The 26055-nt window shown below is 68.6% G+C and carries 25 protein-coding genes; 18 read left to right on the forward strand and 7 right to left on the reverse strand.

Annotated elements, in window-relative coordinates; translation table 11 throughout:
- Position 1 precedes the first annotated feature (1 nt).
- On the reverse strand, positions 2-427 hold the full coding sequence (locus ACFYRH_RS06515) for a low molecular weight protein-tyrosine-phosphatase (RefSeq protein WP_387769105.1): 426 nt from the start codon (positions 425-427) through the stop codon (positions 2-4).
- Entirely contained in the window at positions 427-813 is a 387-nt protein-coding gene (locus ACFYRH_RS06520; protein WP_387769108.1) for a phage holin family protein, read from the reverse strand. The genes ACFYRH_RS06515 and ACFYRH_RS06520 overlap by 1 nt, the downstream gene beginning before the upstream one ends.
- A gap of 208 nt (positions 814-1021) precedes the next feature.
- Between ACFYRH_RS06520 and ACFYRH_RS06525 the strand changes: the two genes are divergently transcribed.
- From ACFYRH_RS06525 to ACFYRH_RS06560, 8 genes are all read left to right on the forward strand, one after another.
- Complete coding sequence (locus ACFYRH_RS06525) at positions 1022-2032, forward strand: DUF4185 domain-containing protein (RefSeq protein WP_387769111.1); 1011 nt, start codon at positions 1022-1024, stop codon at positions 2030-2032.
- Positions 2029-2736, forward strand: coding sequence for a FadR/GntR family transcriptional regulator (locus ACFYRH_RS06530; protein WP_387769113.1), 708 nt, complete (start codon positions 2029-2031; stop codon positions 2734-2736). The genes ACFYRH_RS06525 and ACFYRH_RS06530 overlap by 4 nt, the downstream gene beginning before the upstream one ends.
- A 16-nt stretch (positions 2737-2752) precedes the next feature.
- The gene (locus tag ACFYRH_RS06535) at positions 2753-4027 is read left to right on the forward strand and encodes an ABC transporter substrate-binding protein (RefSeq protein WP_387769115.1); all 1275 of its coding nucleotides are present in this window, start codon (positions 2753-2755) and stop codon (positions 4025-4027) included.
- Positions 4024-4950: a carbohydrate ABC transporter permease gene (locus ACFYRH_RS06540; protein ID WP_387769118.1), complete on the forward strand. Its 927-nt coding sequence runs from the start codon at positions 4024-4026 to the stop codon at positions 4948-4950. The genes ACFYRH_RS06535 and ACFYRH_RS06540 overlap by 4 nt, the downstream gene beginning before the upstream one ends.
- Positions 4937-5746: a carbohydrate ABC transporter permease gene (locus ACFYRH_RS06545; protein WP_387769120.1), complete on the forward strand. Its 810-nt coding sequence runs from the start codon at positions 4937-4939 to the stop codon at positions 5744-5746. The genes ACFYRH_RS06540 and ACFYRH_RS06545 overlap by 14 nt, the downstream gene beginning before the upstream one ends.
- Before the next feature lie 20 nt (positions 5747-5766).
- Positions 5767-6534 carry an SDR family NAD(P)-dependent oxidoreductase gene (locus tag ACFYRH_RS06550; RefSeq protein WP_387769123.1) on the forward strand — a complete coding sequence of 256 codons (768 nt, stop codon included), beginning with the start codon at positions 5767-5769 and terminating at the stop codon, positions 6532-6534.
- Positions 6531-7784, forward strand: coding sequence for an enolase C-terminal domain-like protein (locus ACFYRH_RS06555; protein WP_387769126.1), 1254 nt, complete (start codon positions 6531-6533; stop codon positions 7782-7784). The genes ACFYRH_RS06550 and ACFYRH_RS06555 overlap by 4 nt, the downstream gene beginning before the upstream one ends.
- Before the next feature lie 188 nt (positions 7785-7972).
- Positions 7973-10015, forward strand: a complete 2043-nt coding sequence (locus ACFYRH_RS06560; protein ID WP_387769129.1) for a hypothetical protein — start codon at positions 7973-7975, stop codon at positions 10013-10015.
- A 20-nt stretch (positions 10016-10035) separates the two neighbouring features.
- On the opposite strand, the gene ACFYRH_RS06565 is transcribed toward ACFYRH_RS06560, so the two are convergent.
- Positions 10036-10704 carry a GntR family transcriptional regulator gene (locus ACFYRH_RS06565; RefSeq protein WP_387769132.1) on the reverse strand — a complete coding sequence of 223 codons (669 nt, stop codon included), beginning with the start codon at positions 10702-10704 and terminating at the stop codon, positions 10036-10038.
- Between the two features lie 170 nt (positions 10705-10874).
- Here ACFYRH_RS06565 and ACFYRH_RS06570 point away from each other — a divergent pair, with 170 nt between their 5' ends.
- Both ACFYRH_RS06570 and ACFYRH_RS06575 read left to right on the forward strand, forming a co-directional pair.
- Positions 10875-12494, forward strand: coding sequence for a phage tail tip lysozyme (locus tag ACFYRH_RS06570; RefSeq protein ID WP_387769135.1), 1620 nt, complete (start codon positions 10875-10877; stop codon positions 12492-12494).
- A gap of 19 nt (positions 12495-12513) precedes the next feature.
- Positions 12514-13128, forward strand: coding sequence for an S-layer protein (locus tag ACFYRH_RS06575; protein WP_387769138.1), 615 nt, complete (start codon positions 12514-12516; stop codon positions 13126-13128).
- Positions 13129-13221: 93 nt separating this feature from the next.
- Here the strand turns inward: ACFYRH_RS06575 and ACFYRH_RS06580 are convergent, their stop codons facing one another.
- Complete coding sequence (locus tag ACFYRH_RS06580) at positions 13222-14091, reverse strand: dimethylarginine dimethylaminohydrolase family protein (RefSeq protein WP_387769141.1); 870 nt, start codon at positions 14089-14091, stop codon at positions 13222-13224.
- A 223-nt stretch (positions 14092-14314) separates the two neighbouring features.
- Here ACFYRH_RS06580 and hisC point away from each other — a divergent pair, with 223 nt between their 5' ends.
- Complete coding sequence (gene hisC / locus ACFYRH_RS06585) at positions 14315-15394, forward strand: histidinol-phosphate transaminase (RefSeq protein ID WP_387769144.1); 1080 nt, start codon at positions 14315-14317, stop codon at positions 15392-15394.
- A gap of 133 nt (positions 15395-15527) precedes the next feature.
- Positions 15528-16241, forward strand: a complete 714-nt coding sequence (locus ACFYRH_RS06590) for an SDR family NAD(P)-dependent oxidoreductase (RefSeq protein ID WP_387769147.1) — start codon at positions 15528-15530, stop codon at positions 16239-16241.
- Positions 16242-16276: 35 nt separating this feature from the next.
- Here the strand turns inward: ACFYRH_RS06590 and ACFYRH_RS06595 are convergent, their stop codons facing one another.
- The 3 genes from ACFYRH_RS06595 to ACFYRH_RS06605 form a co-directional block, all read right to left on the reverse strand.
- Entirely contained in the window at positions 16277-16468 is a 192-nt protein-coding gene (locus tag ACFYRH_RS06595; protein ID WP_387769150.1) for a hypothetical protein, read from the reverse strand.
- Between the two features lie 892 nt (positions 16469-17360).
- On the reverse strand, positions 17361-17957 hold the full coding sequence (locus tag ACFYRH_RS06600; protein ID WP_387769153.1) for a hypothetical protein: 597 nt from the start codon (positions 17955-17957) through the stop codon (positions 17361-17363).
- A 485-nt stretch (positions 17958-18442) separates the two neighbouring features.
- Entirely contained in the window at positions 18443-19381 is a 939-nt protein-coding gene (locus ACFYRH_RS06605; RefSeq protein WP_387769155.1) for an EamA family transporter, read from the reverse strand.
- 464 nt (positions 19382-19845) lie between these two features.
- Here ACFYRH_RS06605 and pdhA point away from each other — a divergent pair, with 464 nt between their 5' ends.
- The 6 genes from pdhA to ACFYRH_RS06635 all read left to right on the forward strand — a co-directional run bounded on the left by pdhA (position 19846) and on the right by ACFYRH_RS06635 (position 26036).
- Complete coding sequence (gene pdhA / locus ACFYRH_RS06610; RefSeq protein ID WP_387769158.1) at positions 19846-21009, forward strand: pyruvate dehydrogenase (acetyl-transferring) E1 component subunit alpha; 1164 nt, start codon at positions 19846-19848, stop codon at positions 21007-21009.
- Between the two features lie 3 nt (positions 21010-21012).
- Complete coding sequence (locus ACFYRH_RS06615; RefSeq protein WP_387769161.1) at positions 21013-21990, forward strand: alpha-ketoacid dehydrogenase subunit beta; 978 nt, start codon at positions 21013-21015, stop codon at positions 21988-21990.
- Positions 21990-23468, forward strand: a complete 1479-nt coding sequence (locus tag ACFYRH_RS06620; protein WP_387769163.1) for a dihydrolipoamide acetyltransferase family protein — start codon at positions 21990-21992, stop codon at positions 23466-23468. Before ACFYRH_RS06615 ends, ACFYRH_RS06620 begins: the two co-directional genes overlap by 1 nt.
- Positions 23469-23716: 248 nt before the next feature.
- On the forward strand, positions 23717-24154 hold the full coding sequence (locus ACFYRH_RS06625; protein WP_387769166.1) for a MerR family transcriptional regulator: 438 nt from the start codon (positions 23717-23719) through the stop codon (positions 24152-24154).
- Positions 24151-25095: an NAD-dependent epimerase/dehydratase family protein gene (locus ACFYRH_RS06630; protein WP_387769169.1), complete on the forward strand. Its 945-nt coding sequence runs from the start codon at positions 24151-24153 to the stop codon at positions 25093-25095. Before ACFYRH_RS06625 ends, ACFYRH_RS06630 begins: the two co-directional genes overlap by 4 nt.
- Before the next feature lie 110 nt (positions 25096-25205).
- Positions 25206-26036 carry an EamA family transporter gene (locus ACFYRH_RS06635; protein ID WP_387769172.1) on the forward strand — a complete coding sequence of 277 codons (831 nt, stop codon included), beginning with the start codon at positions 25206-25208 and terminating at the stop codon, positions 26034-26036.
- The last annotated feature ends 19 nt before the right edge of the window (positions 26037-26055 follow it).

Raw genomic sequence — 26055 nt, forward strand, 5'->3', positions numbered from 1 at the left:
TTCAGCCCGTTCGGAGGCGGCCGACCCACTGGTCGGCCGCCTTCTCGATCTGCGCGAGGACCTCGTCGAACCCGTCGTCCTCGCCGTAATACGGATCCGGTACGTCGTCCGCCGCGAACAACTGTGCCTCACCCCGGCGGCTGAGCGCCGCGAGATGGCCCGAGTCCATCGCGAGCACGAGGTCACGCTCGGTGAACCAGGCCGGGTCGAACTGACGGGCCCGGTGCGAGCTCCCGTCGTACCCGCGGCGGCGGAGCGCGGCGGCCGCCCGCGGGTCCATCCGGTCGCCGACGTGCCAGCCGCCCGTGCCGGAGCTCGTCACCTCGACGTCGTCGATCCCCGCCTGGGCGAGCTTGGCACGCAGTACCACCTCGCCCATCGGCGACCGGCAGATGTTGCCGGTACAGACGATCTCGACCTGCCGCACTAGTGGACTTCGGCCTTCTCCGGCAGCACCGCGTTGAGCAGCAGGCCGACGATGCTGATGATCAGCGCGCCGAAGAGCGCGGACCAGAACCCGTCGACGTGGAACTGCACGTCGAGCTTGCCGGTGATCCAGGACGTCAGCCACAGCATCACCGCGTTGATCACGAAGGTCAGCAGGCCGAGGGTGAGGATCAGCAGCGGCAACGACAGCAGCTTCACCACCGGCTTCACGATCGCGTTCACGAGGCCGAAGATCGCGGCGACGATCAGCAGCGTGAGCACCCGCCGGCTGGTGGTCGCGCCCTCGAGGGTGATCCCGGACACGAGCCAGGTCGCCACCGCCAGCGCAATCGCGTTGGCCAGCAGCCTGATGATCAAGTTCTTCATGCCGTCGATCCTCCCACCTCACCGGTAGAACCACGCTCCGTACTCTCCCGGAGACAACCCTGGGTCTTGACACCGAAAATGACCAAGTGATCTGATCATTTTCATGTCCCGCCCATTGGTTGCAGTCGTCGCGTTGTCACTCACGGCAGCGGGCCTCGCTGTCCCCACCGCCTCCGCCGCCCCGACGAGCCCTTCGAGCTGCAGCGCCGTGCAGACGAACTGGACCGCTCAGACCAAGCCGCACGCCGCGCCGGAGGGGCTGCTGAACGCCTACAGCAACACCGGCAAGGGCTGGACGGGTGCGGACAGCACCTACTCCGTCCCGCTCTCCGGCGGCCGTACGGCGTGGATCTTCTCCGACACGTTCCTCGGGCCGGTCAACGCCGACGGCAGCCGCCCGACGACCGCGCCGTTCATCAACAACTCGTTCGTGATCCAGCAGGGCACGAGCCTCGAGACGGTCACCGGCGGTACGGCGACCAACCCGACCGCGCTCGTCCCGCCGCCCGCGAACGGCTGGTACTGGTTCGGCGCCGCCCAGACGAGTCACGCCGGCCAGGACCTCGACGTGGTCGCACTGCGCTTCGAGAAGACCGGCACGGGTCAGTGGGACTGGCACTGGGCCAGCAACTACCTGGCCCGCTTCGACGCCAAGACCTTCAAGCTGCGGTCACTGACCCCGATCCCCTCGGCGGCGAACGTGCAGTGGTCCGGCTGGCTGCTGCGTGACCAGGGGTACACCTACGTGTACGGCGTCGAGGACCTGGGCGCATCGAAGTACCAGCACGTCGCTCGGGTCCGCGGTGACGACCTGACCGCCAAGCCGTGGGAGTACTGGACCGGCTCCGGGTGGTCCGCCGACGAGAGTGCCTCCGCCCGTGTGCTGGAGGGAGTCGCCAACGAGCACAGCGTCACCCGGTACCAGGACGGCTATCTGCTCGTCACGCACAACACGAAGGAGCTCTTCAGCAAGAGCGTCCTCGGGTACTTCTCGTGCTCGCCGACCGGTCCGTGGGTGAAGCCGGTGGAGCTGTACCAGACGCCCGAGACCGGCGGGAACATCATCACGTACAACTCCCACGAGCACCCGGATCTGCGCAACGGTACGTCGCTCCTGGTCAGCTACAACGTCAACAGCCTGGTGAGTGACGAGCTGTACGGCGACGTGAGCATCTACCGCCCGCGGTTCCTCTCGGTCACCCTGGCGGCGTCGAAGTGAGCGCATCGGGAGGCGTCGTACGGCGCAGTCTGCTGGACGACCTGGCGACCTCGATGCTCGCACTGATCGCGGAGCGGAAGCTGGCGCCGGGGGATCAGTTCGAGGCAGTGCGGTCGTTGGCGGAGCGCTTCAAGGTCGCCGTACCCACTGTCCGGGAGGCGCTGCGGCGGCTGGAGGCAACCGGAGCCGTGGAGCTCCGGCACGGGTCAGGCGTGTACGTCGGTCCTAACGTCGGCCGGCTGGTACTGGCGAACCCCCTGGCGCTCGCACCGACTGCGGACCGTCTGGTCGAGCTGCTGCAGGCACGTGCCCTCATCGAGCCGCCGGTCGCCGCACTGGCGGCGCGGACCCGTGATGAGGCCGCGCTCGAGCAGATGGCGCGGGACCTCACGACAGCGGCCGAGCTGATCGCATCCGGCGACCACGCGCAGTTGGCCGAGGTGAACATGGACTTCCACCGCTCACTGGCTCAGGCGTCCGGCAACTCGACCCTCGCCGAGGTGGTCGAGTCGGTGACCGTCGTGAACGCCCGGGAACAGCTGGAGATCCTGCACATCCACGGCGACCGTCAGGCCGACCTGGACGAGCACCGCGCCATCTACGACGCGATCCGCTCCGGCGATCCCGACCTCGCCGAACTCCTCACCCGCGAACACCTCGACGGCGTCCTCGCTGTCATCAACCAACGACTTCAGCACCCCTGAGCTGGAAGGACGCAACATGCAACGCAACAGAAACAAGGCGCTGGCGGCTCTGGTGATCGCCGGTGCGCTCGCGCTGTCCGCCTGCGGAGGTGGCGGCGCCGCCGCCCCGAAGAAGGGCGAGGACAAGCCTGTCGACTCGCTGAAGTTCTACAACGACAAGGGTGGCTGGAAGGACGCCTTCACCCAGGTCGGTGCGGCGAGCAAGAAGGACATCGGCGTCGGCATGGAGCCGGTCGGGTACTCCGACTCGAACACCTACACGGCGTTCATCCGGTCCTCGTTCCGGACCAAGGAGAAGGCCGACCTGTTCAGCTGGCACACCGGCAAGGAGCTTCAGGATCTGGTGGACCAGAAGCTCGTCGCCGAGACCACCGACCAGTGGACCAAGGCGGTTGCTGACGGCAACATCCCGGAGCAGCTCAAGCAGTACTTCACCTTCGACGGCAAGCAGTACTGCGTCCCGCTGAACGCCGGCTACTGGGTGATGTACTACAACAAGGCGGTCTTCAAGAAGGCCGGCATCACCCAGACCCCGAAGACCTGGGCCGAGCTGACGCAGGTCGCCGACAAGGTCAAGGCGGCCGGCGTGAAGCCGTTCTACCAGACCAACATCCTGTTCTCGTTCGTCTGGTTCGAGACTCTGCTGGCCGGCAAGGACCCGGACCTGTACGACAAGCTCGCGGCCGGCAAGGCGAAGTACACCGACCCGGGTGTGGTCGAGGTGATGAACGAGTGGAAGAAGATGATCGACGCCGGGTACTTCAGTGACCCGGGCTCGAAGACCGAGCCGCAGGCGCAGCTGAAGAACGGCGACGTCGCGATGATCAACTTCGGCACCTGGTTCAGCGGCAACCTGAACACGCTGAAGATGAAGGCCGGCACCGACTACGACTTCTTCGTGATCCCGAACGTGAACCCTGCGCTGCCGAAGACGTCGATGATCTTCGAGACCGGACCGGTCTGCTCGGCCGCGGCCAGCGATCACGCGTCGACGGTGCAGAAATGGACCGACTGGTGGGTCACGCCGCAGGCGCAGACCGCCTGGGCGAACTCGCGTGGCGACCTGTCGTTCAACCCGAAGGCCGAGGTCAAGGACCCGGGGCTGTCGCAGCTGAACAAGGACGTCAACGGGTACCGCCTGATCAACCGGTGGTTCGAGGCGACGCCGGTGCCGGTGGCGAACAAGGCGCTCGAGGTGTTCGGCGCGTTCGTGACCAAGCCGGGTGACCCGATGCCGGGCCTGCAGAAGATCCAGGCCGAGGCGGACGCGTACTGGGCCAAGCAGAAGTGACTTCGACGATCGAACGGCCGCCGGTCAAGGTCGGGGCGCGCACTCGGCGTCCGGACCGGACCGGCGTCCGGACCGCACCGCTCTTCGGGCTGCCGGCCATCGCGGTGGTCGGACTGCTGCTGTACCTGCCGTTCCTCTGGACGACGTACGTCAGCTTCACCGATTACGACGGTCTCGCGTCACCGGTGTGGTCGGGCCTCGCGAACTACAAGGCCATGTTCAGCGACCCCGACCTGGTCGGGGCGCTGGTCAACACACTGCTGTGGGTCGCCGGCATGGTGACCCTGCCGGTAGTACTCGGCCTGCTGATCGCCGTACTCACCTACGGACACAAGTGGGGCACCTGGCTGCGGCTGCCGTTCCTGCTGCCCTACGCGATCTCTGGTGTCGCCGTCGGCGTCATCTGGGGCTTCGTGCTGCAGCCTGACGGCGCACTGGGTCAGGCACTCGGGTTCTTCGGGCTCCCGGGTGCACACACCGGCTGGCTGCAGGCAGGGCCCGGCAACACCCTGATGATGATCGTCGCGGTCACCTGGCAAGCCGCCGGCGTGAACGCCCTGCTGTTCGTCGTCGGTCTGCAGTCCATCCCGAACGAGCCGCTCGAGGCTGCCCGCCTGGACGGTGCGGAGGGCTTCTCGCTCTTCCGTCACCACCTGTGGCCGCAGCTCCGGCCGATCACGACCGTGGTCATCGGTCTGTCGATCGTCGGCAGCCTGAAGACCTTCGACGTGGTCTGGGTGATGACACAAGGCGGTCCGGGTACGTCGTCGGAGACGCTGGCCTTGTCGATGTACAAGGAGACGTTCGTGCTGAACGACTACGGGCAGGGCGCGGCGATCGCGTTGTTCCTCAGCCTGGTCACGTTCGCGGCGTCGATCCTTTACCTGCGCTACCAGTTGGGGGACGCCCGTGAGCAAGGTTAAGACGCCCCTTCTCGTCGTCCTCGGGCTGATCTGGCTCGCGCCGGTCTACCTGCTGCTGGTGAACGCGTCCAAGCCGGTCGACGGGTTCGACGCCAAGACGGTCTGGAAGCCGGCCGGGTTCTCGCTGTTCGCGAACTTCGGCGACGCGTGGAGCAAGGCCTCGCTGGGTGACACGTTGGTGGCGACCACGATGTACAGCGTGATCGCGCCGGTGCTCGCCGTACTGATCGGCGCGGCCGCCGGGTACGCGATCGTCGTACTCAAGCTGCGTCGTGGGTTCCTGTGGTTCGTGTTCATCTTCGGCGGGACGATCTTTCCGCTGCAGATGATCTTGATGCCGCTGTTCTCCGGGTACGCGAACTCCGGGCTCTACGACACCCGGGCCGGGATGATCATCGTCTACACCGCGATCAGCGTGCCGTTCTCGGCCTTCGTGATGCGGAACTTCTTCACCGGGATCGCACGCAGCGTGTTCGAGGCCGCGGTGGTCGACGGCGGCGGGCTGTTCCGGATCTTCCGCAGCATCTACCTGCCGATGGCGGGGTCGGCGCTGGCCGCGATCTTCATCCTGCAGGCGACCTTCGTGTGGAACGACCTGCTGCTCGGACTGACGCTGAGCCAGTCCGACTCGGTCCGCCCGATCATGCCGGCCCTCACCGGCCTGCAGAGCACGTACGGCGGAGCCGCGCTCCCGACCGTCCTCGCCGGCGGTCTGCTGGTGTCGCTCCCCACCGTGATCCTGTTCCTCGCCGCCCAACGCTTCTTCTCCCGGGGCCTCGCCCTGGGGCAGTTCTGAACAGTTCTGAGAGGACACATATGAGTAGCCGCACAGTCGTCGTGACCGGTGGAGGTGCCGGGATCGGACGTGGTGCTGTCGAGCGGTTCGTCGCCGCCGGCGACCGGGTGATCGTGCTCGACCGGGATGCCGACGCGTTGTCGGCACTTCAGGCCGAGCTCGGCGAGCAGGTGACCGGCGTGGCCGTCGACGTCGGCGATCGCGAGGCTGTCGCCGCCGCGGCCGCGGAGGTCGGATCTGTGGACTCCTTGGTGTGCGCCGCCGGGATTCAGCGGTACGGGACGGTCGTCGACACACCGCCGTCGGTGTTCGACGAGGTGATGGCGGTGAACGTCGGTGGCGTGTTCTTCGCCTGCCAGGCATTCGTCCCGAAGCTGCCGCGGGGCGGGAGTGTCGTGGTCGTCGCATCCGTGCAGGCGTATGCCGCGCAGACGGGCGTCGCGGCGTACTCGATGGGCAAGGGCGCACTGCTGAGCCTGGTACGGGCGATGGCGGTCGACCACGCACCGGACGGGATTCGCGTGAACGCGGTTTGCCCGGGCTCCGTCGACACCCCGATGTTGCGCGCCTCCGCCGCGCAGTTCGCCGGCGACCGGAGTACCGACGACGTGGTCGCCGAGTGGGGCCGATCGCACCCGCTCGGCCGCGTGGCGACACCGGGAGAAGTTGCCGAGGTCATCTACTTCCTGTCCTCCCCGGCCGCGTCGTTCGTGACCGGTGCGGACGTGAAGGTGGACGGCGGCCTGACCGCCGGGCTGCCCGTCGTACTGCCGGAGGATGCGAAGTGAAGATCGTCGATGTCCGCGCGACCACGGTCACGATGCCGTTGGAGGCGCCACTGCGGCACAGTAACGGAGCGCACTGGGGACGTTTCGTGCGGACCGTGGTGGAGGTCGAGGCCGACAACGGGCTGATCGGCCTCGGCGAGATGGGCGGTGGCGGGCAGAGCGCCGAGGCCGCGGTCACCGGGCTCAAGCCGTACCTGGTCGGCCACGACCCGGCGCGCACCGAGGCGTTGCGCTGGATGCTCGCCAACCCGACCGCGAGCCTGTACAACAACCGCACCCAGCTGCTGGCCGCGATCGAGTTCGCGTGTCTGGACCTGCAGGGCCGCGAGCTCGGCGTACCGGTGCACGAGCTGCTCGGCGGCAAGGTGCGCGACCGCGTGCCGTTCGCGAGCTACCTGTTCTTCCGGCACCCGAACGACGACGGCACCGGCGAGATCCGGACCGCCGAGCAACTGGTGGAGCATGCTCGCGCGCTGGTCGACGAGCACGGATTCAGTGTGCACAAGCTGAAGGGCGGGGTGTTCCCGCCGGACTACGAACGCGAGTGCTTCCGGGCGCTGGCCGAGGCGTTCCCGGGGCACCGGGTGCGGTTCGACCCGAACGGCGCGTTCAGTGTCGAGGAGGCGATCCGGTTCGCGCGCGGGATCGAGGACCTGGACAACGACTACCTCGAGGACCCGACCTGGGGTCTGAACGGGATGCGCCGGGTCCGCGAGAAGACGCCGATCCCGCTCGCCACCAACACCGTCGTGGTGAACTTCGAGCAGCTCGCCGCCAACGTCCGGGACCCGGCGGTCGACGTGATCCTGCTCGACACCACGTTCTGGGGCGGCATCCGCCCTTGTATCAAGGCCGCCGGGGTCTGCGAGACCTTCCAGCTTGGCGTCGCCGTGCACTCCTCCGGCGAGCTCGGCATCCAGCTCGCGACGATGCTGCACCTCGGCGCCGTCGTACCGAACCTGTCGTTCGCCGCGGACGCGCACTACCACCACCTGCGCGACGACATCATTGCCGGCGGCAAGCTCCCGTACGTCGACGGGGCGATCGCGGTCCCCGAGGCACCTGGCCTCGGCGTCGAGCTGGACCGGGACAAGCTGGCCGAGTACGCCGAACTGTTCCGCGAACTCGGCCCGTACCCCTACGACCGCGACCCCGCACGCCCGGACTGGTATCCCCTGCTGCCGAACACCGATTGGGCCGAACCTGAGCCTTCTGCCTCGCCTCCGGCTCGGCGGGCCATGGGGCTTTGACTCCCGGCCTTCCCTCGTCGCTCCAGTCGCTTCGCTCCCTCCGCTCCTCAGTCCAGGCCGGGAGGCCCCATGACTCTATTGATGCGACGCCTCCGGCGCCGCGGGTCATGGGGCTGTAACTCCCGGCCTTCCCTCGTCGCTCCAGTCGCTTCGCTCCCTCCGCTCCTCAGTCCAGGCCGGGAGGCCCCATGACCACCATCCCTCGTTCTGCTGATCTGGCGAGCGATGTTCTGACACACACCTACGACGACATGTTCAACCCGCCCGGGCTGACGAACTTCCTCGGTACGGCGCAGGTCGACCACGACGTGATGGCGATCCGTAGCGTCAACTTCCCGCCGTACTCGCATGGTGACACCATCACCGGCCAGCTGTACGTCGACGGGCGACTGGCCCGCTCGTACGGCGGGACAGTGGAAGTGGTGTGGCGACCGGACTGTGTCATCCGGTCCACCACGGTCGACGGACTGGAGCTGCGGTCCACCACCGCGTGTGCGCCGGGCCGGCCCGCAGTCGTCGTACAGCTGGAGGTGACTGGCACACCGGGCCGGTCTGTTCGGCTGGGTTTCGCTCTCGAGAGCACTGCGACCCGGTCTGACAAAGGTTGGTTGCGGCCGGAGCCGCCGTCCGAGCCGAACACGCTGACTGCCGTCGACGGTCGGGTTGTAGGTACGGGGGAGTCCGGGTCCGCTGTCAGCGTGCAGGGCTTGGATGTCCCTTCGGAGAGCGACCGGTCGATGCTGGAGACAACTGTCGAGCTGGATGCGTCCGGTCGGGCTGTCGTGTCCTATGTGCATGTACTGGCGGGCTCGTTGGAGGACGCGACCGAGCACTTCGACGTCTGCGTGGCCGACGTACCGTCGGTGATCACCGTCGCGGAAGCCGTCTGGGACGTTGCGATCGCCGACGCGTTCGACCCTTCCAGCGAGGGGTTCAGCGGCTCGCTGCCGGTGCTGGAGACGTCGAACGAGGCGTTGCAGAAGCTGTACTGGTGGGGCGTGCTGGGCGTCATCTGGTTCCGCCGGGACAACCCGGCGTCGGTGATTGGCCGCACGTACGACACGTTGATGCCCCGGTACTGGCAGACCACGACCTTCATCTGGGACTACAGCCTCTCGTCGCTGACACACGCACTGCTCGACCCGGAGCCGATGCGGAAGCACATCGAGCACTGGATCGGCCTCGACACCCACAAGCACTTCGGCACCGAGTGGCTGACCGGCGGACCGGTCGGTTACTGGTACTCGGTCAACGACTTCGCCATGACCCGGCTGGTGCGCGACTACGTGCGTTTCACAGGTGACGAGAAGTTCCTCGACGCACAGGTCGGTCCGAAGCAGGTAGCGGAACACGTGCACGACTGGGCGACCGCGTGGCGCGGTCTGCGCGGTCAGCACGCGCTGGCCGACTACGGCGGCATCGACAACCTCATGGAGTGCGTCAGCAGCTACGTGCACGAGGTGGCCAGCTTCAACGCCGCCAACGTGTGGTGCATGCGAGTGGCAGCAGAGATCGCGGACCGCTCCGGTGACACCGACCGCGCCGCCCAGCTGCGCAAGGACGCGTCAGCCCAGGCCGGCCACGTCAACGAGTTGTACGTCGAGGGCAAGGGCTTCTGGCACGCGCGGCAGCCCGATGGCGCACTGGTCCCGGTCCGGCACTGCTACGACTTCAACATCATCGGTACGACGATGCCGGACGACCTGTCCGAGACCCAGTGCGCCGAGATGGTGTCGTTCTTCCAGCAGGAGCTGCAGACTCCCACCTGGATGCGCGCGCTCTCGCCGTACGACGCGGATGCGGCCTTCAGCGTCCGTCCGGACCACCAGTGGAACGGCGCGTACCCGGCCTGGCCCGCGGACGCGGGGCGTGCCCTGTTCGCGCTCGGGCGGGGCGACGTACTGCTGGACTGGTTGCCAGGTCTCGCCAAGACCGCGAACCAGGGGCCGACCGGTCAGGCGCACTTCGTCGAGGAGGCGCAGCCGCCGATGGCCGGCGGCGCGCGGAAGTCGCCGCCACAGTTCCCGTACCTGATCGACTGGTCCTGCTCGTCGTCGGGCGCATGGGTCAGCCTGATCCTGGAGGGCGTGTTCGGCATCGAGGTCGCCCTGGACGGCACCGTCACCGCGAACCCGCAGGTCGCGGAGCTGGACCCGGACGCCCGGCTGACCGGTCTCCGCGTCGGTTCGGCGACGTACGACGTCACAGCGGACGGGCTGATTCCTGGCTGACTCCCAGCCGGCTCAGGACACTAGCTGAGGGGCATGGCGATGGCCTCGAGGAGGGACTCCTCGGCGCCGGCCAGGTGGCGGCGGAGCTCCTCGACGCACTCGTCGAGCTCGCCGCGCTCCAGCAACCGGATGAGCTTGCGGTGGGACGCGACCTGCTGGCGCGCGTCCTGCCGCAGCGCGTCCACCCGGGCCAGCGCGAGCCGGGCCTCGCCGGTGACCGAGTCGGCGGTCGCGATCAGCCGCTCGCTGCCGGTCAGCGCGACCAGGCCGTGGTGGATCGCCAGGTGCGTCTCGGTCATCGCCTCCGGGTCGGCGCCGTCCTTGGCGGTCGCGGCGAACACCCGCATCGCCTCCCGGACCCGCTCGCGGGCCGCCTCGTCGGCGTCGAACCAGGCCCGGATCCCGGCCGATTCGAGCACGAATCGGGCCCGGCAGATGTCCGCCACGGCCGCGGGGTGCAGGATCGCGACGCTCACGCCCTTGTTCGGCTCGCGGACCGCGAGGCCCTCGGTGACCAGCATGGTCATCGCCTCCCGGATGGTGCTCCGCGCCACCCCGAGCGCCTCGGCGAGCGGTTGCTCGCGCAGCGGCGTACCGGGCTGCAGGTCACCGGCGAACAGGGCGGCGCGCAGCGCGTCGACCACCCGGTCCACCGTGGTCGAGCGGTCCACCCGCAGCCGTTCGTACATGGTGTGATTCTCGTCCAGACCCGGCTCGTTGTCGCGCACGCCCCCGCCTGCCGCGTGGCCTGTGGATAACTTTCGACATGATGACCTGGTTTTCGGGCAGCATTTACCTCGGTGGCCGCCCCTCTCCGGACCGGCGCGGAGAGTCCACCTGAGCGAGCGAGGAGCAGATCGTGGCCGATTCGGCAGACAGCAAAGCGTTGCCGATCCTCGGCGCGGTCGCACTGTTCGGCCTGTTCCCGCTGCTGCTCGCCCTGGTGATGGTGCTGACCGTCATGGGCGGCATGGACTCGCAGGCGGCGGCGTGCGCGACGCAGACCCAGCAACAGAGTCTGTTCGCCTACCCGACCGACGGGCACAAGATCGACGGTGAGTGGACCTCTCCCGCGCCGGGCTTCCCCGGTCACGCCGGCTACGACTTCAAGGTCGACGAGGGCAGCAAGGTCTACGCCTCCAACGACGGCAAGGTCGTCAAGGCCTCCGGCAACGAGGTCCGGATCCGCCAGGAGGACGTCGAGACGCGCTACGTCTACCTCAAGACCGTCACCGCGACGCTGAACGCGACCGTCAAGCGCGGCGACGTGATCGGCACCTCCGGTTCCGGCGACGAGACCCAGCTGGGCGGCCTGACGGGTCCGCACCTGCACTGGGAGATGTGGGTCGACCGGGAGAGCAACAACAAGTGGTCCACGGAGAAGCCGGAAGGCAACCCGTTCGAGGTCGAGGCGTCCGACAGCGGCGACGGCTGCGGCTGCGGCGGTGGCGACCTCTCCGGGGCGAACAACCAGCAGAAGGCCTTCAACTACTTCGCCTCCAACGGCTACACCAAGGAGCAGGCGGCCGGCATCGTCGGCAACATGATCAGCGAGTCGAGCGTCGAGCCCGGCCGCAAGGAGGGCACGAACCCGGGGACGGTGACCAAACCCTCGGACGTGCTGGGCTTCTCGGGCGGTTGGGGCATCGTCCAATGGACGCCCGCGTCCAAGATGATCAACCCGGCCCGCGACTCCGGGGCCGGCGACGACACGATCGCCACGCTGGCCTTCCAGCTGGACTTCCTGCACAACCAGCTCCTCGGCAAGGGGCCGCTCTCGGAGAAGGCGGCGGGTGACGCGGTCAAGCGCGCCACGACCGTCGACGAGGCAGCGATCGCCTTCGGTGGCCAGTTCGAGCGGTTCGCCGGCTACGAGAACCCGAACAACCCGCGGTACGCCGAGCGCAAGGCCAACGCCGAGCACGTCCTCAAGACGTTCGGCGGCTCCGCCCCGGCCGGCGGCGCGGGTGACAGCGGCGCCGGCGGCTGCGGCGCGGGCAGCGGCAACATCGCCGAGGTCGCGAAGAACCTCGCCTGGCCCGACAGCGGCCACGACGGCACCGACGCGAGCCTCGCGAAACCGGAGTTCGTCAAGGCGATGGAGCAGTACAACGACGGTGGCAGCGGCCAGACGCCGTACAGTGACTGCGGCCGGTTCGTCGCGACCGTGATGCACATGAGCGGCGCCGACAAGGACTACCCGAACGTGGGCACCGACGTGCAGCGCACCCACCTCGAGTCCTCGGGCAAGTACGACTGGTGGCACGGCACCCCACCGGGAGGCATGAAGCCGGGTGACATCCTGAACGGCCCCGGCCACACCTACTTGTACGTCGGCCCGTGGGGCAAGGACGGCGGTGGGTACGACTCCGCGTCCGGCTCCCTCGGCGACCACGTGCCGGAGGCCGGCCACCTGTACGGTGTCGGCGGCCAGTTCACCGTCTACCGGCTCAAGAGCGCGCCGACACCGGCGAGCTGACCAAGGACAGGAGCACCTGATGCTGGAGGAGAACCGGCGGCCCTTGATGATCGGCGTGGTCGCGCTCGTGGTCGTCGTCGTACTGGTCGGCGGCATCCTGCTGTTCCGCGGCGGCTCGGAGACCGATGTCACCGTGGAGTCGATCCCGAACGACCTGACGCTCGTCGTCGACGGCCACGAGATCGCCTCGAACACCGAGGTCAAGGTGAAGTCCGGGACCCACACGATCGAGGGCAAGCGGCGCGGGTTCCAGAGCTACTCCACCACCTTCAAGGCCGACGGCGGTCAGCTCAGCCTCAAGATGTACCTCTACGCCAACAGCGCCGAGGGCCGGGAGTGGACCAAGAACAACCCCGAGCAGCAGCTGCAACTCGAAGCCGAGGCCGGCCGGAAGTACGACCAGACCCAGGCGCGGCTGCGCCAGAAGTACCCGGTCCTCAAACAGCTCCCGTACATCGGCGACGGCTTCGAGGCGACGTACACGAAGTCCAAGACCGACCCCGACAACCCCGAGGCGATCTCGGTCGTCATCGAGGTCTACGGCCCTACCGGCAAGCAGAAAGCCCTCCAGTGGATCCAGGGCTACGGCTGGGACATCGACACCCTCGACATCATCTGGACCACCGGAAAGTAGCCCACCCGACGGCCTGTGGAAAAGCCCGCAGGGTATCTGTCCATTCCGGATACCCTCGAAGCGGAAGGACAGGGGGCGAGACCTGGCGCCCGCTCAGGCGGGAAGGATCAGCTCGCCGCCTGGAGTGGTGATCTGTGCCATGGGGAAGTCCAGCGGGTTGGTGAGGCAACGGATTGAGCCGCCGCCCTTGTGGAACTCGGACAGATCCAGCACGACGACCCGCAACCCGAGACCGGTGAAGATCTCGTGCAGCCGCGGCGAGCAGGCCGGCATGATGATCGTCTCGCCGACCACGATCGAGTTCGCCGAGAACGCGAACGCTTCCTCGTCGGTGAGCACGATCGGCTCCGGCACGATCCCGGACAGCTCCGCCTGACTCGCGGCGTCGAACGCCGGCGGGTAGACCATCGCGTGCGTGCTGTCCACCGGACAGAACGGCAGATCGAGGTGGTACATCCCCTCGTGCGCGATCCGTAGCCCCCGGACGCGAATGTCCCATTCGGTCGCGAGGTGCTTGAGCGCCTCAGCCTCGGTCCGCGGCCCGTACCCGACTACCAGGCTGTCGCCGAACACGAACGCGTCCCCGGACTCGAAGTGCGGTCCGAAACCCTCGCCGCCGATCCGGTCGAGCTGGAACCCGTTCTCGGTGAACCAGTCGGCCGCGCTCAGCGACTCCTTCCGGCGCGGCTCGAAGCGCATGTGCGAGAGCATCGCCCGGCCGTCCGCCACCAGGCCGAGGTTCATCGCGTAGACCATGTCGGGCGAGTCCGCGCGCTGCTCCAGGACCTCGACCTCGCCGCCGGCGTCCACGATCGCCTGCCGCAGCGAGTCCCACTGCTTCAGCGCCAGCGCGGGGTCCGGCTGATCCTGCGTCGACATGTACGGGTTGATCACGTAGTCGATCCGGAAGTGGTCCGGCCGGACCATCAGATAGCGACGACCCCACTCCAGCGGCTGCCCCATGAACACCCTCCTGAACTGTTGAGACCTGGTGTCAGATCTCCTGATTGTCCGACAATCAGTCAGTTTGAGGCTCGGGGTTCGCGGAGTCAAACCCTTCGTCGAAGCCGCCTGGAAGGTGCGGCCGGCACCCCCGCCGTGGGTGTGCCGTGGGTGTGCCGTGGGTGTGGTGGAGGACGCTTGGGGGAGGGTGGTTCTGGGGTGGTGTAAGGACTAACCTGCGGGCATGACCCCTGACCATGAGGTTCGCTTTCGCGCCTGTCTGGACGACGTCGCGGCTTACAAGCCGGGTCGTCCGCCGGAGCGCTCGGACGGACGGCCGACGTACAAGTTGTCCAGCAACGAGAACCCGTACCCGCCGCTCCCGGGGGTGCTCGCCGCCGCGACCGCGGCCGCGGCCCAGATGAACCGCTACCCGGACATGGGCGCCGTCGACCTGCTCGAGGCGCTGTCGGACCGCTTCGGCGTACCGGTGAGTGATCTCGCGGTCGGCACCGGATCGGTCGCCCTGCTCTACCACCTGCTGCAGGCGACGGTCGCGGACGGTGACGAGGTGGTCTACGCCTGGCGCTCGTTCGAGGCGTACCCGATCGCGGTACAGCTCACCGGCGCCACGTCGGTCAAGGTCCCGCTCACCGCCGATGCCCGCCACGACTTCAAGGCGATGGAAGCCGCGATCACCGACCGCACCAAGGTCGTTCTGGTCTGCACGCCGAACAACCCGACAGGCCCGGTGGTACGCCGCGACGAGCTGCTCGCGTTCCTCGACGCCGTACCGTCCAACGTCCTGGTCGTGATCGACGAGGCGTACCGCGAGTTCGTCCGCGACGCCGATGTCGTCGACGGCGTGGACCTCTACCGGGACCGCCCGAACGTGCTCGTACTGCGGACGTTCTCCAAGGCCTACGGGCTGGCCGGGTTCCGGGTCGGGTACGCGATCGGTCACCCGCCGGTGGTTGCCGCGATCCGCAAGTGCGCGCTGCCCTTCGGCGTCAGCTACGTGGCGCAGGCGGCCGCGATCGCATCCCTCGCCGTCGAGGACGAACTGCTCGAACGCGTCGATGCCCTGGTCACCGAACGGAACCGCGTCGTCGACGGCCTCCGGTCCGCCGGCTGGGACGTACCCGAGTCGGAAACCAACTTCGTCTGGCTCGAGCTCGGCGAGGACACGATGAGGTTCGCCGAAGCGGTCCAGGCCGAGGGCGTGTCGGTCCGCCCGTTCCCCGGCGAAGGCGTCCGGGTAACCATCGGCGAACGCGAAGCCAACGACCTCTTCCTGCAAGTCGCCCGCACCTGGCGCCAGTAAGTGCGCAAGACCCTGTGGCGGCAGTGGGTCGGGTGCCGCGTGGCGATGGTGAGCGTGCGGATACCGGGTGGCGACACCAGGCGGGGTGTAGCGGGCCCGGCCGGGCGGGGTGGCTTGTGAGAGGCTCTCGCGGGTGAGTGCTCTCGTCTGGATTTCCGGGGCTTCGGCGGGGATCGGCGCCGCGCTGGCGGCTGCGGTGCCGTTCCCGGATGCCCGCGTCATCGACATCTCCCGGCGTGGCGGTACGGCGGAGCACCTGCGCGCCGACCTCGCGGATCCCGCGGACTGGCCGCTCGTCGAACAGCAGTTCACGAAGGAACTGGCCGAGTACGACGGCGATCGCGCGATCTTCATCCACAACGCCGGCGCCGTCACTCCGATCGGCCCCGCCGCCGGCGTCGACCCGACCGCCTACACCCGGGCCGCGCTCCTGAACTCCGCGGCACCACAGGTCCTCGGTGCCGCGTTCCTCCGCGCCTCGGCGCACCTGAAGTGCGAGCGGCATCTCGTGATGTTGTCCTCGGGAGCCGCGAAGACGGCGTACGCCGGCTGGTCGTCGTACAACGCCGGCAAAGCAGCCGTCGACCACTGGGTCCGAACCGTGGGCCAGGAGCAACCGGCGGACGGGTGCCGCGTGATCGCCGTGGCGCCGGGCGTGGTCGACACCGCGATGCAGTCCGAGATCCGCGCGACCGCCGAGTCCGACTTCCCCTCGGTCGCCCGCTTCCACGACCTCAAGCGCACCGGCGCCCTCACCACCCCCGAATCCGCCGCCACCGGAATCTGGTCCCTTCTCACCCAAGACCTCCCCAACGGCTCCCGCGTAGACCTCCGCGACCTCACGTAACCCACTCCCGACCGCACAACCCGACCCACCCAAGCTCAGCCAGAATCCCGCGCCGCATCCCACGCCCCCGGTTGGCGGTACGCCGAGCCCGCGGTACGCCGAGCCCGCGGTACGCCGAGCCCGCGGTACGCCGAGCCCGCGGTACGCCGAGCCCGCGGTACGCCGAGCCCGCGGTACGCCGAGCTCGCCGTACCCGAGCTCGCCGTACCCGAGCGCCTAGCTCTCACCTGATGGTTGCCTGTCGAGTTGGAGGGTTGCCCCCTCAGAATTCGCGGGGGCAACCCTCCAGCTCAACGGATGACCCCTTAGCTGACGGCAGTCAGGCGAGGGCGGCGGCCGCACCTGAGTCCTCGGTACTCCTGAGCCCGCGGTCTCCGAGCCCGCGGTCTCCGAGCCCGCGGTACCTGAGCTCGGAATATCCGAGCCGCCGTACCGCCGAGCCGTCCGGGCACGCTGGCTCTGACGGCGCCGCCGGCTCCACGTGTGGTCCAGCACCGGATTGCGCGACCACGACAGACCGCGATGGCAGGAACTGGCCGTCGAGTCGTGGGGGCTGGTTCGTGTTTTGGGACCTCGGTTCACGATTCGGGGAAGGGGGCGCAGACCATTCGACACGACTCGGCGAGGTGTGCCAAGCGTGCCGAGTCAGGGGCGCACCACATGGCGCGCGGACCGACGACGTCGGGTGCCAGCAGTCACCCGCGCCGCGTCGTTCGCCCACACCGCGTTCGCCCACGCCACGCCACGCTGGCTGGCGCGTCGCGGGGAGCTGGGATCGGGAAGAGAGGGTCGGACCGGGGAGAGGCGCCGGCGCGGGGGAGGCGCCGGATCAGGACCGCCGGGAGGGGGCGCCGGACCGGGACCGCCGGGAGGGGGCGCCGGACCGGGACGGCCGGGTGGGGCGCCGGACCGGGACCGCCGGACGGGACCGCCGGGTGGGGCGCCGGGTGGGGCGCCGATCATGCACTGGGGCGGCGGGGTGGAGGAGCACAAAGAAGCGGCGCCGGGAGGAGTGAGGCTTGCTCCCGGCGCCGCTGTGTTGCGTACTGCGATGGTGCTCCGAATCAGTCACCCCACCGAGGTGGCTCTTTCGGGTCCTGCATCACTGACCAGGGAGGGTCAGTTGTTCTGCTCGTTGCTCTGCTCGCAGGTCTTGAGCGAGTCAACGGAGTTGCCGTCGTTGTCCAGGCCGAGGATGCCGACCGGGTTCGTCAGCGGAACGGTGCCGCCGATGCCGGTGGCGTCGATCTCGTTGTGGCAGACCTGCCACGGGCCGACCTTGTTGTCGCTCACGGAGACGACACCGTTGCCGTCAGCCTTGTACCACTGGCGGTTCTGCTCGTTGTCCTGCTCGCAGGTCTTGACGGCGGTGACGCTGTTGCCGTCGTTGCCCCAGCCCACGATGCCGGTGATGTCCTGGGCCGGAACCGTGCCGCCGATGCCGGTGCCGGCACCGAAGTTGTGGCAGGCCTGGACCGCGCCGAGGTCGTTGCGGTCGATGGCGACCAGCGAGCCGTCCTTGCGGACGCCCCACCAGCGGGCGTGGCCCGCGTCGTAGCCCTGCTTGCTGGCTGCGGACACCGCGTCGGCGAGACCGGCGTCCTGAGCCTTCTGCTGCGCGTCATCCAGAACGTTGGCGCTCACCATGGTGGCCAGGCCGAGGGTGGCGACGGTCGCCACTGCCGCAGCCGCGACGATCTTGCGAGTTACCTGCATTATGCCAGGTTTCCTTTCGGGTTTGACGGATTCGTCTTAGTTGCTAACGACACCTGGCGTGCCCGGTTACAAACTTTTTCGTCAACAATTCTGATCCCCGCGGGGCGCATAGTTTTCCCGTGATGAGTTCCCTGACGAGGCAGCGAAAATCGCGCTGACCAGGCAACTTGCCGGTCATCGCACGGTCGGGAGAGCGAGTGGAAATTGAGATGGAAGAACCCGTAACCGATGTCCGGGTACGTCGTTGAGTCAGCGCGGGTGACGGATGACCCGGTGAATCGGAAGATTGTTCTCGGTGGGCTCGGTGGTCGCCGAATTGGCAATAGCACGATACATCGGAATATGGTTGGAACCATTGCCGGAGTTTCGCGCCGTGTTTTTTCGGGGCACAGCGCGACCGGCGGCCGGACCCGCTGCCGCGCGCATCGGCAGCGGTGGGAGACCCGGGTCCTCGTGGCCCGGGTCTTTCCTTGTGCGGGGACCGGCTAGCGCCGCCGGCGCTCCGCGGTGACCACGAGCGCGACGCCGACGATGATCACCGCACCGCCGAGCAGGATCTGCCAGGTCAGGTTCTCGCTGAGGATCAGCCACCCGAGGAACACCGCCACCGCCGGGTTCACGTACGCGTACGTCCCGACCAGCGAGATCGGCGCGTTCGCGAGCAGATACGAGTACGCCGTGTACGCGAGCAGCGACCCGAACACCACGAGGTACGCCAGCGCGAGCCACCCGGTGCCGTGGATCCGGTCGAGGTGCAGTCGCCCGGGCTCACCTCGCAGTACGCCGAGCAGCACCATCGCCGTACCGCCGAAGACCATCTCGTAGAGCGCTGTCACCAGGGGGTCGCGCGGCAGGCCGAGGCGGGGTGCGAACCGGGAGCCGGTCGCCCAGCAGATCGTGCCAATGACCAGGATCGCCACCGACAGCGGCTTCGCGCTCGTGTTGCCACCTGACAACGCGAGCAGTGCCGCCCCGCCGAAGCCGATCAGTACGCCGGCCCAGGTCAGCGCACGGGGGCGCTCGCCGCCGCCGACCCGCAGCAGCATCAGCCACAGCGGGATCGCGGCGACCAGCAGCGCCGCCAGTCCGGACGGCACGGTCTGCTCGGCGACCGCGACCGCACCATTGCCGAAGGCAAGAAGGAGGATGCCGACCGTCGCCGCGCCGATCGCCTCGCGGCGAGTGATCCGGAGTCGCTGCCAGCCCGATTTCAGGGCCAGGCCGGCGGCCATCAGCAGCGCCGCGGTGAGGAAGCGGGTCGCCATCCCGAGCATCGGGGGGATCTCCGCCTCCACGACCACCCGGATCGCCAGGTAGGTCGAGCCCCAGACGACGTACACCACCGCGAGCGCGGTCCAGATCATCGCTCCGGACGCCGTCCGGGAACCGGTCTCGACCACTCGGGCCGGGGCAGCGGCGGTCATCTGAACCCCCTCGCCTTGTCAGGTGTGTCATGCAGGAATGATGCTTACGCTAAGACTTGCTCGTTCGGCCGCGCAAGACGGTTTCCGGCCACCGATCCACGGTTTCCGGCCAAGCCGGGTGGCGGCTCCCGATCGAGACGAATTTGTGACACATGATGTCGAGATGGCCGATCTCTGTAATATGAGCGCGTCGATAGGACCAGTGGATGGACTGGTGTCTCACCGCAGGACCGATTTCGGTACCGCCGTACCCGCGAGCGTCCAGCTAGTTAGCGGATCAGGCACCTGGTCGGTACGGTGTCCGGCAAGATGGGAGTGAGACCAGTGAGGAGGTCCACTGCCAGCAGTGCATCAACCCCTGGAATCACGCGGACCAGCCTTGGAAGCCTCATCCGGCGCAACGGGCCGGGCCCCGTGCAACGTTGCGGTCGCGGCGATCCCGCGCTCGAACCCGAGGAGTGCATGTGAGTGAGTCGGTGCCGGGCCCTGCCCCGGAAGTGTTCGCGCCCCACGAGGCGCCGGTCAGTCCGCCCCAGGCCTCCGAGGAGGTCGAGTTCGTCCAGCTCCTGACGCCCGAGGGTGAGCGCGTCGAGCACCCGGACTACGCGTTCGACCTGGACGACGAGGCGATCAAGGGCTTCTACCGGGACATGGTCCTGGTCCGCCGGATCGACGCCGAGGCGACCGCCCTGCAGCGCCAGGGTGAGCTCGGCCTGTGGGCGTCGCTGCTCGGCCAGGAGGCCGCGCAGATCGGCTCGGGCCGCGCCCTGAACGACAAGGACATGGTCTTCCCGACCTACCGCGAGCACGGCGTCGCCTGGTGCCAGGGGGTCAACCCGCTGAACCTGCTCGGCCTGTTCCGCGGCGTCGACCAGGGTGCCTGGGACCCGAAGGACAACAACTTCCACCTGTACACGATCGTGATCGGCGCCCAGACGCTGCACGCGACCGGGTACGCGATGGGCCAGCAGCGCGACCACGCGATCGGCGACGCCGAGAACGGCGAGGCGACGATCGCGTACTTCGGTGACGGCGCGAGCAGCCAGGGCGACGTCAACGAGGCGTTCATCTGGGCCTCGGTGTTCAACGCGCCGGTGGTGTTCTTCTGCCAGAACAACCAGTGGGCGATCTCGGAGCCGATCGACCGGCAGACCCGGATCCCGCTGTACCAGCGGGCCGCCGGCTTCGGCTTTCCCGGCGTCCGCGTCGACGGGAACGACGTCCTCGCGACGTACGCCGTCACGCAGCAGGCGATGAAGCGCGCCCGCGAGGGCAGCGGCCCGACGCTGATCGAGGCGTACACGTACCGGATGGGTGCGCACACCACGTCCGACGACCCGACGAAGTACCGGCTGAACGAGGACCTCGAGCACTGGAAGCTCAAGGACCCGATCGAGCGCGTGCACGCCTACCTGGCCCGTCACGCCGAGGTCGACCACGACTTCTTCGACGAGATCGAAGCCGACGCGGACAAGATCGCCGCCGAGCTGCGGGCCGGCTGCCTGTCGCTGCCGGAGCCGACGCTGACCGAGTTCTTCCAGCACGTGTACGTCGAGGAGACGCCGCAACTGGCCGAGCAGCGGGATCAGTACGCCGCATACGCCGCGTCGTTCGAAGGCGAGGGCTGAGCGATGACCAAGATCACTCTCGGCAAGGCCATCAACGCCGGCCTGCGGGCCGCGATGGAGAACGACCCGAAGGTCCTCGTGATGGGTGAGGACATCGGCAAGCTCGGTGGTGTCTTCCGGGTCACCGAAGGACTGCAGAAGGACTTCGGCGAGGACCGGGTGATCGACACCCCGCTGGCCGAGTCCGGGATCATCGGTACCGCCGTCGGGCTCGCGCTGCGCGGGTACCGGCCGGTGTGCGAGATCCAGTTCGACGGGTTCGTGTTCCCGGCGTACGACCAGATCATCAGCCAGGTCGCGAAGATGCACTACCGGTCGATGGGCAAGATCCGGATGCCGATCGTGATTCGGATCCCGTTCGGCGGCGGCATCGGCGCGGTCGAGCACCACTCGGAGTCGCCCGAGACGCTGTTCGCGCACGTCGCCGGCCTGAAGGTGGTGTCCTGTGGCGACCCGGTCGACGCGTACTGGATGATCCAGCAGGCGATCGCGTCCGACGACCCGGTGGTGTTCTTCGAGCCGAAGCGCCGGTACCACGAGAAGGCCGAGCTGGACGAGTCCGTGCCGCCGGCGCAGCCGCTGCACCAGGCGAAGGTGGTCCGCGAGGGCACCGACGCGACGCTGCTCTGCCACGGCCCGATGGTGAAGACCTGCCTGCAGGCGGCCGAGGCCGCGGTCGAGGACGGGCGCAACCTGGAGGTCGTCGACCTGCGGACGATCTCGCCGCTGGACCTGGCGACGATCTTCGCGTCGGTGAAGAAGACCCGGCGGGCGGTCGTGGTGCACGAGGCGCCGCTGTCGCTCGGCCCCGGGTCCGAGATCGCCGCGCGGGTGACCGAGGAGTGCTTCTACCACCTCGAGGCGCCGGTGCTGCGCGTCACGGGGTACGACACCCCGTACCCGCCGTCGCGGATGGAGGACGACTACCTTCCGGACCTCGACCGGGTGCTGGACGGCGTCGACCGGGTGATGGGGTACTGATGGGGATCCAGCAGTTCCGCCTGCCCGATGTCGGCGAAGGCCTCGTCGAGGCCGAGATCGTCAGCTGGAAGGTCAAGCCGGGCGACACGGTCAAGCTCAACGACACCGTGGTCGAGATCGAGACGGCGAAGTCGCTGGTCGAGCTGCCGGTGCCGTTCGCCGGCGTGATCACCGAGTTGCTGGTGCCGGAGGGCGAGACGGTCCCGGTCGGTACGCCGATCATCTCGGTGCAGACCGAGGCGGCCGAGGGCCTCGCGGACGACATGGTGCCGAGCATTCCCGAGCCGGAGGAGACGGGCGGCCGGACGGCGGTACTCGTCGGCTACGGCCCCAAGACCACCGAGGCCAAGCGCCGGGCCCGCAAGGGTTCGACGGCTCCCGCAGCCTCCGCGGGCTCGGCGCCGGCTCCGGCTGCGGGGTTTGTTTCCCAGCCGGCCCCAACCACAGGATTCGCCCCGGCTGCCGCCGCACCAGCTGCCGCACCAGCTGCCGCACCGGCTGCCGCCGCACCGGCTGCCGCCGCTGCGGGCGCGTCTGCTGTTCCGGGCAGTCCGGGCAGTCCGGGCGCCCTCGGCGCCTCCGGTGTTTTCGGCGGGGCGGTGCATGTGTTGGCGAAGCCGCCGGTGCGGAAGTTGGCCAAGGACCTGGGGATTGACCTGGGGTCGGTGACTGCGACCGGGCCGGGTGGGGTGATCACCAGGGCTGACGTCGAGTCGTTCGCCGCGGCTCCTGCGGTGGTCGAGCCGGCGGCGTACGAAGCCGCGCCGGTGGCAAGCGCGTCGGGTGACACTCGCGTGCCGGTGAAGGGCGTGCAGAAGGTGATGGCGCAGGCGATGGTGACCAGTGCGTTCACCGCGCCGCATGTGACCGAGTGGATCACCGTCGACGTCAGCGCCACCATGGAGCTGGTCGAGCGGCTCAAGGGCGACAAGGCGTTCCGGGATCTCAGGGTCTCGCCGTTGCTGATCGTCGCGAAGGCGGTCACGCTGGCGGCCCGGCGTACCCCGATCGTGAACGCCGCGTGGGACGAGCAGGCGCAGGAGATCGTGTACAAGGGCTCGGTGAACCTCGGCATCGCCGCGGCCACCCCGCGCGGGCTGATCGTCCCGAACATCAAGGGCGCCGACCAGCTCACCCTCCCGGACCTGTGCCGGGCGCTGAACGATCTCGTCGCCGTCGCCCGCGAGGGCAAGACCGCACCCGCGGACCAGGCGGGCGGTTCGTTCACGATCACCAACGTCGGCGTGTTCGGCGTCGACGCCGGTACGCCGATCATCAACCCGGGCGAGGCCGCGATCCTCGCGTTCGGGGCGGTCCGGAAGCAGCCGTGGGTGGTGGACGACGAGATCGTCCCGCGCTGGATCACCACGCTCGCGCTGTCCTTCGACCACCGCCTGATCGACGGCGAGAAGGGCTCCACCTTCCTCGCCGACGTCGCGAGCATCCTCGAGGACCCGGCCCGCGCACTGATGTTCTGAGCAGTACCTCCGTAAGGCCCGGGCGCACGACCGCCCGGGCCTTGCGCTGTCGTCGACGGGTGCGGACCTGCAGCACTCACCAACATCGCTGCCTCGGCCGGCCGGGCGTTCGGTTGAGCGTGAGCCCGTGCCGAGCGGGCTGGTTTGTGAGTGCTGCAGGTCCGCCCAGCCTCGCGAATCCTCCGCCGCGACCCGGGGGTTCCCCGGTGGTTGACCTCAAGCGCTTGAGGTATGTGACCGTGGGTGACATGACAAGCTTCACCATCCAGCAGGTCGCCCGGCGCAGCGGCCTCAGCGAGCCGACCCTGCGGTACTACGAGGACGTCGGCCTGGTCGGCCCGATCGACCGTGACGCGAGCAGCGGCCACCGCCGGTACCGCAGTACGGACGTCGACACCCTCGAAGCGCTGGCCTGTCTGCGGGCCGCCGGCGTCGGGATCGACGACATGCGGACCTACCTCGCGAACCGCGCCCGCGGCCGAGCGGCGGCCGCCGAGCAGCGCGACCTGTTGCTGCGGCACGCGGAGCGGATCAAGGCCGAGATCGCCGCGCAGCACGTACGCCTCGAGTACCTGCGCGAGAAGGCCGCGCTGTGGGACGCCCGCGACCGCGGCGACCACGCCGCCGAATCCGAAGTCACCGAACGCCTCGTCGGCGTCGTCACCGCCTTGGGAGCACTGCAATGATCCTGGTCACCGGAGGCTCCGGGTACCTCGCCACCCATCTGATCGCCCAGCTGTTGCGCAACGGATCCGAGGTCCGTACGACGGTGCGCTCGCCGTCCCGCGCCGACGACGTACGCGCCGCCGTACGCCGTGGTGGGGCGGACGACTCCCGCCTCGAGATCGTCACCGCGGACCTGCTGTCCGACGACGGCTGGCCCGCCGCGGTCGCCGGCTGCGCGGAGATCCACCACGTCGCCTCGCCGATTCCCGCCACGCAGCCGGAGGACCCCGACGAGCTCATCGTCCCGGCGCGCGAAGGCACTCTCCGGGTACTGCGGGCCGCGCGGGACGCCGGCGCGCGTCGCGTCGTACTGACGTCTTCATTTGCTGCTGTCGGGTACACGCCGAAACCGGGGGCCGAGTTCACCGAGGACGACTGGACCGATCCCGATACGCCGGGTCTCGCGCCGTACCCGCGCTCGAAGGCGATCGCCGAACGTGCCGCCTGGGACCTGATGAAGGACGCCGGCACCGAACTCGTGACGGTCAACCCGACCGCGATCTTCGGACCGGCCCTGACCGCCGGCCAGCGGTCCTCGACGCAGCTGATCACGATGCTGCTGGACGGCTCGATGACCGTGGCACCCCGAGCACGCTTCGGAGTCGTCGACGTCCGCGACGTCGCCGACCTGCACCTCCGCGCCATGGCCTCAAAAGTTGCCGCAGGCAACCGCTACCTCGCCGTCGCCAACGGCCCGACGCTGAGCTTCCTGGAGCTCGCCCAAATCCTGCACCGGCACCTGGGCGTCACCACCCCCACCGAGGAGGCCGAAGGCCCCGACCTCCCTCGCCCCATCATCCACAACGACCGCGCCCGCAAGGACCTCGACTGGCACCCCCGCGACCCGGAGACCACCATCGTCGAAACCGCCGAAAGCCTCCGCACTCTCGGACTGCTCTGACGGCTGGCGGGTTGTGTGGCGACTGGCGGGTTGTAACCCGCCAGAGCTCAAACAGCCCGCCAGTCGAATATCCACCTGACCTGCCAGGTGGGCGGTGAGAGGGTGGGCAGGTGCTGGTGATTGTGGTGGTGCTGGGGGCGGCGGTTCTGCACGCTACGTGGAACGCGATGGCGCACGGGGCACCGGATCGGGTCGCTGGGTTGGCGTTGTTCCAGCTCGCGGCGGGGGTTATCGGGCTGGTCGGCGTGCTGACGACGGGGCTGCCGCCTAGCGGCACGTGGCGGTTCATCATCGCGTCGGCGCTGCTGCATCTGGCGTACCTCGGCGGGCTGTTGGCGTCCTATCAGCTGGGTCAGTTCAGTCAGATGTATCCGTTGGCCCGCGGTACGTCGCCTTGGGTCGTGGCCGTGGTTTCGATCGTCGTACTGCATCAGCATTTGGCGGTGCTCGAGTTGGCCGGCGTACTGCTGGTGTCGGCCGGGTTGATCGCGCTCGTGTTCATCGGGCGGCCTGGACGCGGTCAGGTGCCGGCGCTGTTCGCTGCGATCGGCACCGGGCTGATGATCGCGTCGTACACGGTGGTGGACGGCGTGGCTGTGCACAAGATGCCGGTGGTGACGTACATGGGCTGGGTCTTCATGTTGCAGGGCTTCACGGTCCCGATCGCGGTCCTGCTGTGGCGCGGGCCGCGGACGTTCAACCTCCCGAAACCCGCCATCGTCTCCGGTCTGATCGGCGGCGTCGTCTCGATGGCCGCCTACGGCCTGGTCCTCTGGGCCCAAACCCGAGGCACCCTCGCCGCCATCGCCGCCCTCCGCGAAACCAGCATCATCTTCGGCGCCGTCATCGGCGCCCTCTTCTTCCACGAACGCTTCGGCCCCAAACGAGCCGCCGCCGCAGCCGTAGTAGTGACCGGCATCATCCTGATCACCACGGGATAGGTCGGGGCGGACTCTTCGG

Origin of the sequence: Kribbella sp. NPDC004875 (genome assembly GCF_042873375.1) — a bacterium.
Lineage (GTDB): Bacteria > Actinomycetota > Actinomycetes > Propionibacteriales > Kribbellaceae > Kribbella.

What these genes read in the sequence shown, in the direction of transcription:
- ACFYRH_RS06580 (WP_387769141.1), bottom strand. Translation starts at nt 14,091, where the DNA reads ATGGGGCAGCCGCTGGAGTGGGGTCGTCGCTATCTGATGGTCCGGCCG.
- ACFYRH_RS06560 (WP_387769129.1), top strand. Translation starts at nt 7,973, where the DNA reads ATGACCACCATCCCTCGTTCTGCTGATCTGGCGAGCGATGTTCTGACA.
- ACFYRH_RS06605 (WP_387769155.1), bottom strand. Translation starts at nt 19,381, where the DNA reads ATGACCGCCGCTGCCCCGGCCCGAGTGGTCGAGACCGGTTCCCGGACG.
- ACFYRH_RS06565 (WP_387769132.1), bottom strand. Translation starts at nt 10,704, where the DNA reads ATGTACGAACGGCTGCGGGTGGACCGCTCGACCACGGTGGACCGGGTG.
- ACFYRH_RS06550 (WP_387769123.1), top strand. Translation starts at nt 5,767, where the DNA reads ATGAGTAGCCGCACAGTCGTCGTGACCGGTGGAGGTGCCGGGATCGGA.
- ACFYRH_RS06620 (WP_387769163.1), top strand. Translation starts at nt 21,990, where the DNA reads ATGGGGATCCAGCAGTTCCGCCTGCCCGATGTCGGCGAAGGCCTCGTC.
- ACFYRH_RS06625 (WP_387769166.1), top strand. Translation starts at nt 23,717, where the DNA reads ATGACAAGCTTCACCATCCAGCAGGTCGCCCGGCGCAGCGGCCTCAGC.
- ACFYRH_RS06630 (WP_387769169.1), top strand. Translation starts at nt 24,151, where the DNA reads ATGATCCTGGTCACCGGAGGCTCCGGGTACCTCGCCACCCATCTGATC.
- hisC (WP_387769144.1), top strand. Translation starts at nt 14,315, where the DNA reads ATGACCCCTGACCATGAGGTTCGCTTTCGCGCCTGTCTGGACGACGTC.
- ACFYRH_RS06575 (WP_387769138.1), top strand. Translation starts at nt 12,514, where the DNA reads ATGCTGGAGGAGAACCGGCGGCCCTTGATGATCGGCGTGGTCGCGCTC.
- ACFYRH_RS06615 (WP_387769161.1), top strand. Translation starts at nt 21,013, where the DNA reads ATGACCAAGATCACTCTCGGCAAGGCCATCAACGCCGGCCTGCGGGCC.
- ACFYRH_RS06520 (WP_387769108.1), bottom strand. Translation starts at nt 813, where the DNA reads ATGAAGAACTTGATCATCAGGCTGCTGGCCAACGCGATTGCGCTGGCG.
- ACFYRH_RS06600 (WP_387769153.1), bottom strand. Translation starts at nt 17,957, where the DNA reads ATGCAGGTAACTCGCAAGATCGTCGCGGCTGCGGCAGTGGCGACCGTC.
- ACFYRH_RS06535 (WP_387769115.1), top strand. Translation starts at nt 2,753, where the DNA reads ATGCAACGCAACAGAAACAAGGCGCTGGCGGCTCTGGTGATCGCCGGT.